Source organism: Stenotrophomonas sp. NRRL B-14846, from assembly GCF_050473585.1.
In the GTDB taxonomy this organism is placed as follows: domain Bacteria; phylum Pseudomonadota; class Gammaproteobacteria; order Xanthomonadales; family Xanthomonadaceae; genus Stenotrophomonas.
In genome coordinates this window covers 4137325-4150708 of the sequence record NZ_JBFLUN010000022.1, presented here as the reverse complement: position 1 = coordinate 4150708, position 13384 = coordinate 4137325, and the positions used below count along the sequence as shown (strand labels likewise).

Genomic DNA, 13384 nt, shown 5'->3' with positions numbered 1-13384 from the left:
GTTGCCGGCCAGCGGCCGGCACTACCGGATCACGCCCGTTGGTAGCGCCGGGCCATGCCCGGCGGACGCGGGATGGACGATTACCGGAACACCACCGTACGGTGCCCGTTGAGCAGGATGCGGTGCTCCACATGGCGGCGAACGGCGCGCGCCAGCACCAGCGATTCGGTATCGCTGCCCAGCCGCACCAGCTCGCGCGGCGCCATCGCGTGGTCCACGCGGGCCACGTCCTGTTCGATGATCGGGCCTTCGTCCAGATCCTCGGTGACGTAGTGCGCGGTGGCGCCGATGATCTTGACCCCGCGCGCGTGCGCCTGGTGGTACGGCTGCGCGCCCTTGAAGCTGGGCAGGAAGCTGTGGTGGATGTTGATCGCTCGTCCGGCCAGCGCGCGGCACAGCGTGGGTGACAGGATCTGCATGTAGCGCGCCAGCACAACCAGATCAATGCGCTCGCGCTCGACCAGGTCGATGATCTGTTGTTCCTGCACCGCACGCGTATCGGCGGTCACCGGCAGGTGGTGGAACGGCACCTGGTAGGACGCGGCCAATGGCGCGAAGTCGGCGTGGTTGGACGCCACCGCCGCGATGTCGACCTTCAGCTGGCCGCTGTGGGCACGGAACAGCAGGTCGTTGAGGCAGTGCCCCTGCTTGCTGACCAGCACCAGCAGGCGCGCGCGGCGCCGGCCATCATGCAACTGCCAGTCCATGCCGAAGCCGGCGGCCAGCGTGGCCATGGCGGCATGCACGGTCTCCAGCGGCAGGCCGGCGTCACGGTCGAAATGCACGCGCAGGAAGAAGCGGCCACTCTCCTCGTCGCCGAACTGCTGGGCGTCGAGGATGTTGCAGCCGTGGTCGAACAGCAGGCCGGATACGCGGTAGACGATGCCGGTACGGTCGGGGCAGGACAGGGTGAGGATGGAATCGGGGCGCATCGCCCGAGTGTAGGGCAGCGACCTGCCCGATGGCTCGATGGTCACCGATGCAACCGACCTGCTTGGTTCAGTCCCAAGCGATACTTGGGCGTCCCCGTGGCAAGCTGGTCGGTCATGAACCTGTTGCAACTGATCCGCAGCTTCACCCGCACCGCAGAGACCGGCAGCATTGCCGCCGCGGCCCGCATCCTTGGCATCAGCGCTACCGCAGTCGGCCAGAACATCAACCGGCTGGAAGCACATCTGGGCGTACGGCTGCTGAACCGGAGTACGCGCCAACTGGCGCTCAGCGAAGCCGGCGCGCTGTACCTGGCGCAGGTCCGCCACATCGAAGCCGACCTGGCGCGTGCACAGGCGATGGTCACCTCCGGCAACATCGAACCGGCCGGGCCGCTGCGCATCGCCAGCAGCAGCGCGTTCGGCCGCCACGTGCTGGCACCGTTGCTGCCGTCACTGCAGCAACGCTACCCGCAGCTGCAGCTGGAGCTGCGGCTGACCGACCGCGCCGTGCAGCATGGCCCTGAAGCGGTGGATGCCAGCATCCGCATCGGCGCGCAGCTGGAAGACGGTGTGGTCGCGCGGCAGCTGGCGCGCGTGCCGTTCGTGTTCTGTGCCTCGCCGGCCTACCTGAAGGCACACGGCACCCCGCAGCAGCCCTCCGAGCTGGGCGGCCATCGCGGGCTGCTGCACCGCTTCCCCACCGATGGCCGGCCGCTGCGCTGGGGCCTGCTGAAGGACGGCCAGCGCGTGGACGCCGCGCTACCGCCGAGCATGGTCTGCGATGACATCGATGCGTTGGCGACGCTGGCGGCGGCCGGTGCCGGCATCACCCGGCTGGCCGCGTTCGTGGCCGAGCCGTACCTGCGCGATGGCCGCCTGCAGGCGGTGTTCGGCGCCGACACGGCGTGGCGCCCGGAGCCGATGGAGGTCTATTTCTGCGTCAGCGACCGCCGCGATTTCACCGCCAAGATCCGCGCGCTGTTCGAGCACCTGCAGGCCGGCATGGCGCCGGCCTGGCGGGTGTGAACCTCAGCGTGCCTTGAACACGCCGCGCGCATCGCGCGGTTCGCAGCGCAGGTACTGCGGCGCCGGTTCCACGCTGTCACGCAGTGCCGCGGCGGCATGCCACGGCCAGCGCGGGTCGTAGAGGATGCCGCGCGCCAGCGCCACGGCATCGGCGTGGCGGTGGCGCAGGATCGACTCGGCCTGTTCCGGTTCGGTGATCATGCCCACCGCGATCACCGGCATGCGCACCTTGGCCTTGATCGCCGCTGCGAACGGCACCTGGTAGCCCGGGCCGACAGTGATCTTCTGGCGCTCGTCCAGGCCGCCGCTGGAGACATGCAGGAAATTGCAGCCGCGCGCGTCCAGCACCTGGGCCAGCGCCTCGCTCTGCACCAGGTCCCAACCACCCTCGACCCAGTCGCTGGCCGAGATGCGCACGCCCACGGCGACCTTGTCGGACACCGCTGCACGCACCGCATCGAACACTTCCACCAGCAGGCGCAGGCGGTTCGGCAGCGAGCCACCGTAGCCATCGGTACGGCGGTTGCTCAACGGCGACAGGAACTGGTGCAGCAGGTAACCGTGCGCGGCATGCAGCTCGATCAGCTCGAAGCCCAGGCGCTCGGCGCGCACCGCACTGGCGGCGAAGGCGGCGATGAGCTCGGCGATGCCGGCCTCATCCAGCGCCTGCGGTGCCGGATCGGCAGCATGGAACGGCAACGGCGACGGTGCCACGGTGGCCCAGCCACGCGCATCGTCGGCCGGCAGCTGACCACCGCCATCCCATGGGCGGTTCACCGAGGCCTTGCGGCCGGCATGGCCGAGCTGGATGCCCAGCGGCATCGGCGACCAGCGGCGGACGCTGGCCAGCACCTGCGCCAGCGCCGCCTCGGTACCGTCATCCCACAGGCCCAGGTCGGCCCAGCTGATGCGGCCCCGCGGCTCGACCGCGGTGGCTTCCAGGATCAACAGGCCGGCGCCGGACTGCGCCAGGTTGCCCAGGTGCATGGCGTGCCAGTCGCTGGCGCGGCCGTCTTCGGCGGAGTACTGGCACATCGGCGCGATGACGATGCGGTTGGACAGGGTCAGGGGGCCGAACGAGATCGGCGAAAACAGCTGGCTCAAGACGGTGATGAACGACGTAGGGGGTGCGTATTGCACCGCTGCGCGGCTTCCGGATCAACCGTCTGGATGGATCGCTGTTTCGCGCGGCCTGCTGCAGCCGAGCATGGGCTCGGCTCTACAGAAGCCCTCGACCCTTGCAGGGCCGAGCCCATGCTCGACTCAGCACGACGCCCACGTGGCCAGCGCTTCAGCGCAGTCCCGCTCGTCCTTGAACAACAGCAGGTCGTCGGCACGGGTGCGGCCACGGTTCAGTGCCGCCACCGGCAACCCTGCCCTGGCCGCCGCCTGCACGAAGCGGAAGCCGGAATAGACCATCAGCGACGAGCCCACCACCAGCACGGCGTCGGCCTGCTGCAGGTGATCATGCACCGCCGCCACCCGTTCACGCGGCACGTTTTCGCCGAAGAACACCACGTCCGGCTTCAACAGGCCGCCGCAGCAGGCGCAATCAGGCACCACGAAGCTCGAGAAATCGGTCTCCAGGTCGGCATCACCATCGGGGGCGATGCCGGCCTCCAGCGCATCCCAGCCGGGGTTGGCGTCCAGCAGGCGCTGCTGGAACTCCTCGCGACCACTGCGGCGCTCGCAGCCCATGCAGCGCACACGGTCCAGGCGGCCATGCAGGTCGATCACGTTGTGGCTGCCGGCACGCTGGTGCAGGCCGTCCACATTCTGGGTCAGCAGGACCTGCAGCGTGCCGCGGCGTTCCAGCGCGGCCAGCGCCTGGTGGGTGCCGTTGGGCCGGGCCAGGCCGAAGCGTGGCCAGCCGAGCAGGCTGCGCGCCCAGTAGCGCTGGCGGGTGGCCGCCTCGCCCATGAAGGCCTGATAGGTCACCGGCGGCGTGCGTTTCCACTGGCCGTCGGTATCCCGGTAATCGGGAATGCCCGAGGCGGTGCTGCAACCGGCGCCGGTCAGCACGAACAAGCGCTGGGCGCGGTCGATGAAGTCGGTCAGCAGCGGGGTCATGGCTGCCACATGGGGGCGCGCAAGCGCCCCCGCAAGCGCCGGTTCAGCCGGCGGGCTCAGGCGACCGGCAGCGGCGGCACCGCGATCGGATGGCCTTCCTCGTCCAGCGCGATCATCACGAAGTGGCCGCGGGTGCACAGCTTGCGCTCGCCGCTGTGCAGGTCTTCGGCGACCAGTTCGACCTCGACCTTCATCGAGCTGCGGCCGACTTCGACGATGCGGCCGATGGTTTCCACCATCTGGCCGATGCGGATCGGCAGCTTGAAGTCGACCTGGTCGCTGCGCGCGGTCACCACGGTGCGGCGCGAATAGCGGGCGGCGGCCAGGAACGCGGCCTTGTCCATCCATGCCAATGCCTGGCCACCGAACAGGGTGCCCAGGTGGTTGGTGTGGTTGGGGAAGACGATTTCAGCCATGCGCACTTCGGTGGGCGGCACGGTCTCGGGGATCGGGGTCATGGGGGTGCTTCGGTGTGGGGTGCTGCGGATTCTAAGCGACCGGCGTGATGGCCATCGGCATGCACGTGCAACGGTCACCCGGCAGCGGTGCCTGCGCAGGCCGCGCCTGCGGCAGGCGTTACACTGCGCCACGCCCACTGCCAGGACTGCCCATGCCCGCCACTTCCGACCTGCTGGCCTTTGCGCTGGTTTCGCTGGCCATGGTGCTCACGCCCGGGCCGAACATGATCTACGTCATCTCGCGCTCGATCTGCCAGGGGCCGATGGCTGGCCTGATCTCGCTGGGCGGGGTGGCGCTGGGCTTCGTGTTCTACATGCTGTGCGCGGCACTGGGCATCACCGCGCTGCTGATGACCGTACCGTTCGCCTACGACGCGCTGCGCATCGGTGGCGCGCTGTACCTGCTGTACCTGGCCTGGCAGGCACTGAAGCCGGGCGGCCGTTCGCCGTTCGCGGTGCGTGACCTGCCGCAGGACAGCCCGCGCAAACTGTTCACGATGGGCTTCCTGACCAATCTGCTGAACCCGAAAGTGGCGGTGATGTATCTGTCACTGCTGCCGCAGTTCCTGCATCCGGACGGCGAAGGCAGCGTGCTGATGCAGTCGATCGTGCTGGGTTCCACCCAGATCGCGGTGAGTGTGACCGTGAACGGCATGATCGCGCTGACCGCTGGCAGCATCGCCGGCTTCCTGGCCGCGCGCCCGACCTGGCAGGTGGTGCAGCGCTGGCTGATGGGCACGGTACTGGCCGGGCTGGCGGTGCGCATGGCGGTGGAAGGGCGGCGCTGACTGTAGGGTCGAGCCATGCTCGACTTGTCTTCGCGAACGGCAGTCGAGCATGGCTCGACTCTACAAAAACCGAGCCGTCGAGCACGGCTCGACGCTACAGATACGAAGAACCCCGGCGTTGGCCGGGGTTCTTCGTTGCGACAGAGCTGACCGGTTCGATCAGAAGTTCATGTCGAAGGCGACTTCGCCCTGCACGCCGACCTGGTAGGCCGAGACGCGGCGTTCGAAGAAGTTGGTCAGCTCCTGCACGTCCTGCAGTTCCATGAACGGCAGCGGGTTGCGCACGTTGTACTTCTTTTCCATGCCCAGCTTGGCGAAATGCTGGTCGGCGCAGTGCTGCAGGTACTGGCGCATGTCGCGGGTCGAGATGCCGGCCACGCCGCCGGACAGCACGTCCTCGGCGAACTGCACTTCGCATTCGATGGCTTCGGCCAGCATGTCGTAGACCTGCTGCTTCATCTCGTCATCGAACAGGTCCGGCTCTTCCTCACGCACCACGCGCACCGACTCGAACGCGAACTCCATGTGCGCGCTCTCGTCGCGGAACACCCAGTTGGTGCCCGAGGCCAGGCCCGGCAGCAGGCCGCGCGAACGGAAGTAGTACACGTAGGCGAAGGCTGCGAAGAAGAACAGGCCTTCGATGCAGGCGGCGAAGCAGATCTGGTTGAGCAGGAACTGGCGGCGCTCGGCACGGGTCTCGATGCGCTTCAGGTCCTGGATCGAGTCGATCCACTTGAAGCAGAAATCGGCCTTCTTCTTGATCGAGTCGATGTTCTCTACCGCGGCGAAGGCTTTGACGCGCTCTTCCGGATCCGGCAGGTAGTTGTCGAGCAGGGTCAGGTAGAACTGCACGTGCAGCGCTTCTTCATACAGCTGGCGCGACAGGTACATGCGCGCTTCCGGCGCGTTCAAGTGCTGGTACAGGTTCAGCACCAGATTGTTGGACACGATCGAGTCGCCGGTGGCGAAAAACGCGACCAGGCGGTGGATCAGGTGACGCTCACCCGGCGACATCTTGCTGTGCAGGTCGGTGATGTCGATCTGGAAGTTGATCTCTTCCACCGTCCAGGTGTTCTTGATCGCATTCCGGTACATGTCATAGAACTGCGGGTAGCGCATCGGGCGCAGGGTCAGTTCAAAACCGGGATCGAGCAGCATCTGCTTGGGCTTGTCGGCCATGGGTGTTTCCTTGTCTTCTCGGGTCAAAACGCCGGGCATGGCCCGGCGCTACCTTGGTGTTTTCTGCAGTCGAGCATGGCTCGACTCTACAAAGGGGTGTGCCGGCCAAAGGCCGGCACGGCCGCTTTTATTGGCAGGCCTCGCAGGCTTCCGGGTTTTCCAGCGAGCAGGCGATGGCTTCGTCCGGACTGAACACCTTGGCCGGGGCCGCAGCGCTGACCGTGGTCTTGGCGATCTTGGTGGCCGGGCGCGAACGCAGGTAGTAGGTGGTCTTGATGCCCTGCTTCCAGGCGTACATGTACATGGAGGACATCGCGCCGATGTTCGGGCTTTCCATGAACAGGTTGAGCGAGGCCGACTGGTCGATGAAGGCGCCACGCTCGGCGGCCATGTCGATCAGCGAACGCATCGGCAGTTCCCACGCAGTGCGGTAGACCTCGCGCAGCGTTTCCGGAATCTGTGCCACGCCCGCGATGGAGCCTTCGGCCAGCTTGATGGCATCGCGCATTTCCGGCGTCCACAGGCCCAGCTTCTTCAGCTCGTTGACCAGGTAGCGGTTGACCTGCAGGAAGTCACCGGACAGGGTCTCGCGCTTGAACAGGTTGGACACCTGCGGCTCGACGCACTCGTAGCAGCCAGCGATCGAAGCGATGGTCGCGGTCGGGGCAATCGCGATCATCAGCGAGTTGCGCAGGCCGTGTTCCTTGATGCGGGCACGCAGGGCATCCCAGCGCTCGGCGTCTTCCGGCACCACGTTCCAGGCGTCGAACTGCAGTTCGCCACCGGCGGCGCGGGTGTCGTTGAACGACGGGTGCTTGCCACGTTCCTGGGCCAGCTCGCAGGAGGTTTCCAGCGCGTGGAAGTAGATCGCTTCGGCGATCTTCTTCGACAGGGCGCGGGCTTCGGCGCTGTCGAACGGCAGGCGCTTGCGGAAGAACACGTCCTGCAGGCCCATGCAGCCCAGGCCGACCGGACGCCAGCGCAGGTTGGCACGGCGGGCGGTTTCGATCGGGTAGAAGTTCAGGTCGATGACGCGGTCGAGCTGGCGCACGGCCAGGCGCACGGTCTCGGCCAGCTTCTCGAAGTCGAACTCGTTGTGCTCGTCGAAGTGGTTGCCCAGGTTGATCGAACCCAGGTTGCACACCGCGGTTTCATCGTTGGACGTGACTTCCAGGATTTCGGTGCACAGGTTCGACAGGTGGATCACGTTGCCGGCGCGCAGGGTCTGGTTGCTGGCGCGGTTGCACTTGTCCTTGAAGGTCATCCAGCCGTTGCCGGTCTCGGCCAGCGTACGCATCATGCGGGCATACAGCTTGCGCGCGGAGATGGTGCGGTTGGCCTTGCCCTGGGCTTCGGCCTGCAGGTAGGCCTGCTCGAAGGCTTCGCCGAACAGGTCGGTGAACTCCGGCACGACGCGCGGATCGAACAGCGACCATTCCTGGTCGGCTTCGACGCGCTTCATGAACAGGTCCGGCACCCAGTTGGCCAGGTTCAGGTTGTGCGCACGGCGGGCTTCGTCACCGGTGTTGTCGCGCAGTTCGAGGAAGTCCTCGATGTCGGCGTGCCAGGTTTCCAGGTACACACAGGCCGCGCCCTTGCGCTTGCCGCCCTGGTTCACCGCGGCCACCGACGAATCCATGGTCTTCAGCCACGGCACGATGCCGTTGGAGTGGCCGTTGGTCGACTTGATCAGCGAACCACGCGAACGCACGCGGGTGTAGCTGACGCCGATGCCGCCGGAGAACTTCGACAGCTGGGCGATGTCGCCGTACTTGGAATAGATCGACTCCAGCGAGTCCTGCGGCGAATCCAGCAGGAAGCACGAGGACAGCTGCTCGTGGGTGGTGCCGGAATTGAACAGGGTCGGGCTGGACGGCAGGTAGTCCAGGTTGCCCATGCGCTTGTACAGCGCCAGGGTCTCGGACACGTCCTCGCTCAGCGCGCTGGCGATGCGCAGGAAGAACTGCTGCGGGGTCTCGATCACCTTGCGGGTGTGCGGGTGGCGCAGCAGGTAACGGTCGTACAGGGTGCGCAGGCCGAAGTAATCGAAGTTCAGGTCCAGCGCGCCGTCGATGGCGTCGTTGAGCTTGCGTGCATTGGTCTGCACGAAGTTCAGCAGGCGGTCGTTGATCAGGCCGACTTCATGGCCACGGCTGACCGACTGCGAGAAGGCGTAGATTTCCTGGCCCGAGACTTCCTTGGCGATGTAGTTGGCCAGCAGGCGCGCAGCCAGGCGGCCGTACTCGGGCTCTTCACCGATCAGCAGGGCGGCGGTGCGGATGGACAGTTCGTCCAGCTCGCGGGTGGTGGCGCCGTTGTACAGGCCGGAAATGGTACGGGTGGCCACGCGCATCGGATCGACGGCGTGCAGGCCTTCGGAGGAACGCTGCACCGCACGCACGATCTTGTTCAGGTCCACCAGTTCGGTGGTCCCATTGCGCTTGGTCACACTCATCGCGTTGGCCGTCGGCGGCGACGTCAACAGGAATTCGCTTTCCTTCTCGATGGTGGCGCTGGATTCGGTGCTCACGGCGTGTGTCCTCTTGGCGTGATTGGGGGTGCTCGATGCATCGGGTGACGCAGCCCGGGACATGACAGCCCAGGATGGCAGGACGGCGTCGCAGGGGATGAGACCCTGCGCCTGCCACTGCCGTTGACGATCGCGGATGGGTACCCCGGGCACCCCCTGGAATTGGGGTTGCTGCGACCGACGGCCACAAGATAGTGGGGGTAATGGGGTCCGTCAACGCCAAATGTAGTGAAATTCGGCAATCCCTTGCGCCGCAAGGATCGTGCCATCGGCGCCCGGATCAGACGCTTCAGACCTGCCGGAACGGGCTGCGCAGTCAAGCCCGAAAGCGTCATTGCGGTGGTACAACGCACCGCGGAAACGGAACAATGACAGCTTCACATGACAGTGATGAAACTGGCTAGGGACAACCCTGTGGATAGGTGGTGGGCAGCCGGTGGGAATCCGGTGGACGGGTGACTTCCGGCCTGCCAGAGGACGGCGGGGTGGCCGACAGCAGCCGGGGCAGGCGTTGCACCTGCCCCGGCATTGCCGTCAAAGACCGAAGGCGTAGTTCAGTGTCAGGTTGCCGTCCAGCGGCGTTCCTTCGGTGATCGGCGCACCGCGCACCGTTTCACTGGCGACGAAGGCGCTGACCCGCAAGCCCATCGAGAACACGCTGCCGCTGAGCGGCAGGGCACCGGTGGTGCCCGAGGTGGTCCAGCTGTGCGACAGGGTCTTGTCCAGGAAGGTGCTGGCGGCACCGGTGCCGGAGGCCGCGCCCTTGGTCCCGCGCAGCACGTTGACGTTGGCCTGGTCGACCTTGGCCCCGTTCAGGGTCACCGTGAAGTAGCCCAGCTTGCTGGTGGGGAAGCCCGCCACCGCGCCCAGCCCGAAGTTCTGCGAGCTGACGCTGGAGCTGGAGGCCTCGCGGTTGTCGACCACCTGGAAGGACATGAAGGTCTTGCCACTGCCGCAATCCACCGTCCACACCTGGTCGATGGTGGACAGCGTGAGATAGCCCGTGGTCGGGATGAGGCTGGCGTTGACCTTGCCATAGTCGTAGACGCCATCCTTGTCGGAACTGACCACGCAGGTCGGCGTCTTCACCGTGCCGGTCACCTCCAGGTCCTTGGGCGCAATGGCAGCAGAGGCCATGCCGCAGGCCGACAGCAGGGCCAGCGCGAGCGAGGAGCGGATCATAGGGGTACGCATGGGAGCCTCCTTACAGGCCGTAGGCGAAGTTCAGGGTCAGCGAGCCTTCCAGCTTCGCGTCCTCGGTGATGGGGCCGCCCATGGTCTGGCTGCCGGCAAGGTTGGCGACCACATCCAGATCGGTCTCGAACACGCGGCCGATCTGCTGCAGGTTGGCCGCCGTCTGCGCCCAGCCCATGGTGTAGCTGCTATGCCGCAACGGCGCCGTGGCCGCACGGGTAATGGCGGTGGTGTTGGTGGTGAACACGTTGGATGCGGTGCCATTCACCTTCGGGTTGCGCATGGTCACCGTGTAGTAGCCCAGCTTGCCGGTGCCGTTGACGTTACCCATGCCGAAGTAGGACGAGTCCACCGCACTGGCCGACGCGGCGGCGTTGTCGGTCACCTTGAAGGTCAGGTAGGTGTCGCCTTCGCACTCGATCTTCCAGGCCTTGCTGATGGCAGGAAGCACGTTGTAGGTGGTGCCGGTGCGGATATCGCCCGGGCCCAGGCTGCCGTAGTCGTAGACGCCGTCATCGCCAGCGGTGACCAGGCAGGCCGGTACATCCAGGCTGCCGGTGACCTTCAGGGTCGAGGGCGCGATGGGTTCTGCGTGCACGGCACCGGCCGACAGCAGTGCCAGCGCGGTTGCGGCAAGGGAAAGCTGGACTTTACTCATGGTGTGGAAACTCCCAGGTTGGAGGGGGATGAGGGGATCGTCTGCGGCGACGATCCATTGGCGGAGCGACCAAGGTCGCCACCGGCAATACGGACACCGCGCGTTCGCGGCGCTGGAATGAGGCCGTCACAGGCAACGTCCTTCGGACGCCTCGTAGGGACGCGCGGGATCGAACCGGGCCGGCACGCTGTAGTGCACTTCACAGCGACCGCTGGCATCGTCCAGCAGCACCGGCTTGCCGATCTGCTCGTTGTCCAGGATCGCGTTGCCCTGGCCGATCACGGTGCCAATGAAGTCGCCTTCGGCGGAGTACAGCGCGGTACCCACCCGCGCCAGTTCGCCGCCGCGGGTGCGCACGGTCAGCAGCAGCTGGCGCACCGGGTGCGCACTGATGGTGTGGGTGGCGACGGCGCCGCGCGCCAGCGCCAGATCAAGCGTGGTACTGGCAAAGCGCTGGTTCAGCGGCAGCGTGCGCCCCTCCAGCTGCAACCGGGTTCGCCGGTACGGGGTGATCGACGGCAACACCGCCGTACCCAGCACGGAGGTGGTGGCACTGCCGGCGCCGCTCAGGCCGATCCCGGCCACACGTGGAATCCGGACCACGGCAAAGGTGTCACCAATGCGCGAGCTGGAAAACGCCAACGTGCGCCCCGAGGCCAGCGCTACACCGCCGCTGGCGGCCAGATATTGGGTCTGGGCCTGACCCTGGATATGCGAAATCCCCGCATTGAATGCGCCATACGCGGTGCGCTGGTTGGCCGCGACCGCCAACCGCTGCTGCGAACCGCTGTGCGACGCATCCACGTTGTAGGCCAGGCCACCCGCGGTGCGGCTCTGGAAACTGGCCCCCAGGTTGCGCGACGCATCTTCATAGCGGTAGGCACGGGCACTGACACTGCCGCGTCCCAACGGAACCTGCAGATTGACGAACGCGGCGCTGCCCCGCCCCTGCGCATGCTGCAGGGTCAGGTTGACGTTGACCCGGCCGAACCGGCGTGACGCCGACAGCGTCTGCCCGCGGCCAACATCGCCGCCATGGTGGCTCTGCCAGAACGTGTAGGAAAACGCACCCCACGTAGCGCTGGACCAGCCCACCGAGGCCGACAGCGATTGCTGCAGCCGCTCGCTGCGCGAAGCGCAGGCTTCCTGCAAGATCCAGGGTTCGCACGGCCACGGTCGGGTATCGCGCAGCGACAATGTGTCTTCCAGCGTTGCGAACGCAGCGCTGCGGCGCTGCCAGGACGCTCCGAGGCTGAGTCCATTGTCGAAGCTGGCATTGCCCTGCAGCTGCAGCTCGTGGCCGAAGCCCCATTGCGCGGCATGCGAGAAACGCGCCCCCACGCCCCAGTTGCTGCGCGACCCAAGGCTGAAGCCGGACTGTGCCGCCAATCCCTGGTAGTCACGGGCAAGCAACAGCGACGTGCTGACACGGGTATCAGCGTGCAGCTGCATGGCGCCCCCGGCATGGACCAGCCAGGGAGCATTGCCCTGCAGGTGCACGCCATCGCGGGCACGGTAGCGCCCCACCCCAAGCTGGAAGGATGGCGCGGCATCGGCCTCCGGCACATCCATCGGTGCCGGTACCCGATAGCGGGTCGTGCGCCCGTCCTCTTCCCGGACTTCCACATCGAGGTCCGTACCACGGCTGGTCACGGCGATGTCGCTGATCGAATAGACACCTGGCGCGACCACGCTGCGATGCACGACGCTGCCGCGCTGGCGCACTTCCACCACCGCATGGCTGTCGGCGATGCCCTCGATCGGCACGCTGAGGCGGCTGGCCTGGCGCTGCATGTCATCGGAAAACAGCTGTGCCCCCACCACCGGAGTGCCACCGAAGCCTTCCGAGGCCAGGCTCAGCTGGCCCGCCTGGAACAACGCCGAGGCACGCTCCAGCGCACGCTGGGCATAGGTTTCCTGCTGCACGTAGCGGCTTTGCGAGCGACGCCGTGCATAGTCGCCACGGCTGCGTACGGCCCAGTTGGCGGTATTGAATCCCAGTTCCATGCGTGCACTCAAAGAATGGTCATTGCCCGTGCGTCGCTGCACGCGTTGGGAGAAAACGTCGTAGTTGAGAACCAGGGCACTGCCGCCACGCTGAAAGGCACCGCCCGCGCTGCTGTCGCGCAGGGCCGTGGCCGGCACGACCAGATCCATCCGCGCACTGCCGGGCCGAAGCTCGACCCGGGTACCGGGATGGACCTGCTGCAGCGGCGCGCAGATCTGCTCCGGGTCGTCCTGTTTCAGGCCCAGCTGCGCCAGTACTTCGGCGGAGAAACAGGGCTCACCCTGAGCATCGAAACGCACCTGCAGCGGCTCGCGACGCATGCCGTTCACACTGGCGTCGACCTGGTGCACGCCTGGCAGAAAGCCGGCCCGGCGTGCAAAGAAGCGTGCAACGTCGGCCGAGACGCCATTGCGCTCCAGCTGCTTGAGGTCGAACTGCACCTCCTGTGCGGCAACTCCGGTGGCGCTACTCATTCCTCCCGCGCCGATCACCAGGGCGGCAACCGGCGCCAATGACGGCGGCTGCCTCATGGGTGGGGTCC

At 66.6% G+C, this 13384-nt stretch carries 11 protein-coding genes; 2 read left to right on the top strand and 9 right to left on the bottom strand.

Annotated features, from left to right (window positions below; all coding sequences use genetic code 11):
• Positions 1 to 80: 80 nt before the first annotated feature.
• Positions 81 to 932 (bottom strand): formyltetrahydrofolate deformylase, encoded by an 852-nt coding sequence (gene purU / locus AB1281_RS21215; RefSeq protein ID WP_032128205.1) that lies wholly within the window; start codon positions 930 to 932, stop codon positions 81 to 83.
• 114 nt (positions 933 to 1046) lie between these two features.
• On the opposite strand from purU, the gene AB1281_RS21210 reads away from it, so the two are divergent.
• Positions 1047 to 1958, top strand: coding sequence for a LysR family transcriptional regulator (locus AB1281_RS21210; protein ID WP_430346912.1), 912 nt, complete (start codon positions 1047 to 1049; stop codon positions 1956 to 1958).
• A 3-nt stretch (positions 1959 to 1961) separates the two neighbouring features.
• On the opposite strand, the gene AB1281_RS21205 is transcribed toward AB1281_RS21210, so the two are convergent.
• The 3 genes from AB1281_RS21205 to AB1281_RS21195 all read right to left on the bottom strand — a co-directional run bounded on the left by AB1281_RS21205 (position 1962) and on the right by AB1281_RS21195 (position 4486).
• A complete protein-coding gene (locus tag AB1281_RS21205) occupies positions 1962 to 3062 on the bottom strand; it encodes an NADH:flavin oxidoreductase/NADH oxidase (RefSeq protein WP_430346911.1) in 1101 nt (366 codons plus the stop codon).
• 159 nt (positions 3063 to 3221) lie between these two features.
• Positions 3222 to 4028 (bottom strand): NAD-dependent protein deacetylase, encoded by an 807-nt coding sequence (locus AB1281_RS21200; protein WP_430346910.1) that lies wholly within the window; start codon positions 4026 to 4028, stop codon positions 3222 to 3224.
• A 56-nt stretch (positions 4029 to 4084) separates the two neighbouring features.
• Positions 4085 to 4486 (bottom strand): acyl-CoA thioesterase, encoded by a 402-nt coding sequence (locus tag AB1281_RS21195; RefSeq protein ID WP_049435481.1) that lies wholly within the window; start codon positions 4484 to 4486, stop codon positions 4085 to 4087.
• A gap of 152 nt (positions 4487 to 4638) precedes the next feature.
• Here AB1281_RS21195 and AB1281_RS21190 point away from each other — a divergent pair, with 152 nt between their 5' ends.
• Positions 4639 to 5274 (top strand): LysE family translocator, encoded by a 636-nt coding sequence (locus AB1281_RS21190; RefSeq protein WP_430346909.1) that lies wholly within the window; start codon positions 4639 to 4641, stop codon positions 5272 to 5274.
• A 159-nt stretch (positions 5275 to 5433) separates the two neighbouring features.
• Here AB1281_RS21190 and AB1281_RS21185 read toward each other — a convergent pair whose 3' ends face one another.
• The 5 genes from AB1281_RS21185 to AB1281_RS21165 all read right to left on the bottom strand — a co-directional run bounded on the left by AB1281_RS21185 (position 5434) and on the right by AB1281_RS21165 (position 13373).
• Positions 5434 to 6453, bottom strand: coding sequence for a ribonucleotide-diphosphate reductase subunit beta (locus tag AB1281_RS21185; protein WP_008264781.1), 1020 nt, complete (start codon positions 6451 to 6453; stop codon positions 5434 to 5436).
• Positions 6454 to 6580: 127 nt separating this feature from the next.
• Entirely contained in the window at positions 6581 to 8983 is a 2403-nt protein-coding gene (locus AB1281_RS21180) for a ribonucleoside-diphosphate reductase subunit alpha (RefSeq protein WP_075675636.1), read from the bottom strand.
• A gap of 534 nt (positions 8984 to 9517) precedes the next feature.
• A complete protein-coding gene (locus AB1281_RS21175; protein WP_294990235.1) occupies positions 9518 to 10177 on the bottom strand; it encodes a hypothetical protein in 660 nt (219 codons plus the stop codon).
• Positions 10178 to 10187: 10 nt separating this feature from the next.
• The gene (locus AB1281_RS21170; protein ID WP_101764727.1) at positions 10188 to 10835 is read right to left on the bottom strand and encodes a DUF1120 domain-containing protein; all 648 of its coding nucleotides are present in this window, start codon (positions 10833 to 10835) and stop codon (positions 10188 to 10190) included.
• Positions 10836 to 10961: 126 nt separating this feature from the next.
• A complete protein-coding gene (locus AB1281_RS21165) occupies positions 10962 to 13373 on the bottom strand; it encodes a fimbria/pilus outer membrane usher protein (protein ID WP_430346908.1) in 2412 nt (803 codons plus the stop codon).
• Between the last annotated feature and the right edge of the window lie 11 nt (positions 13374 to 13384).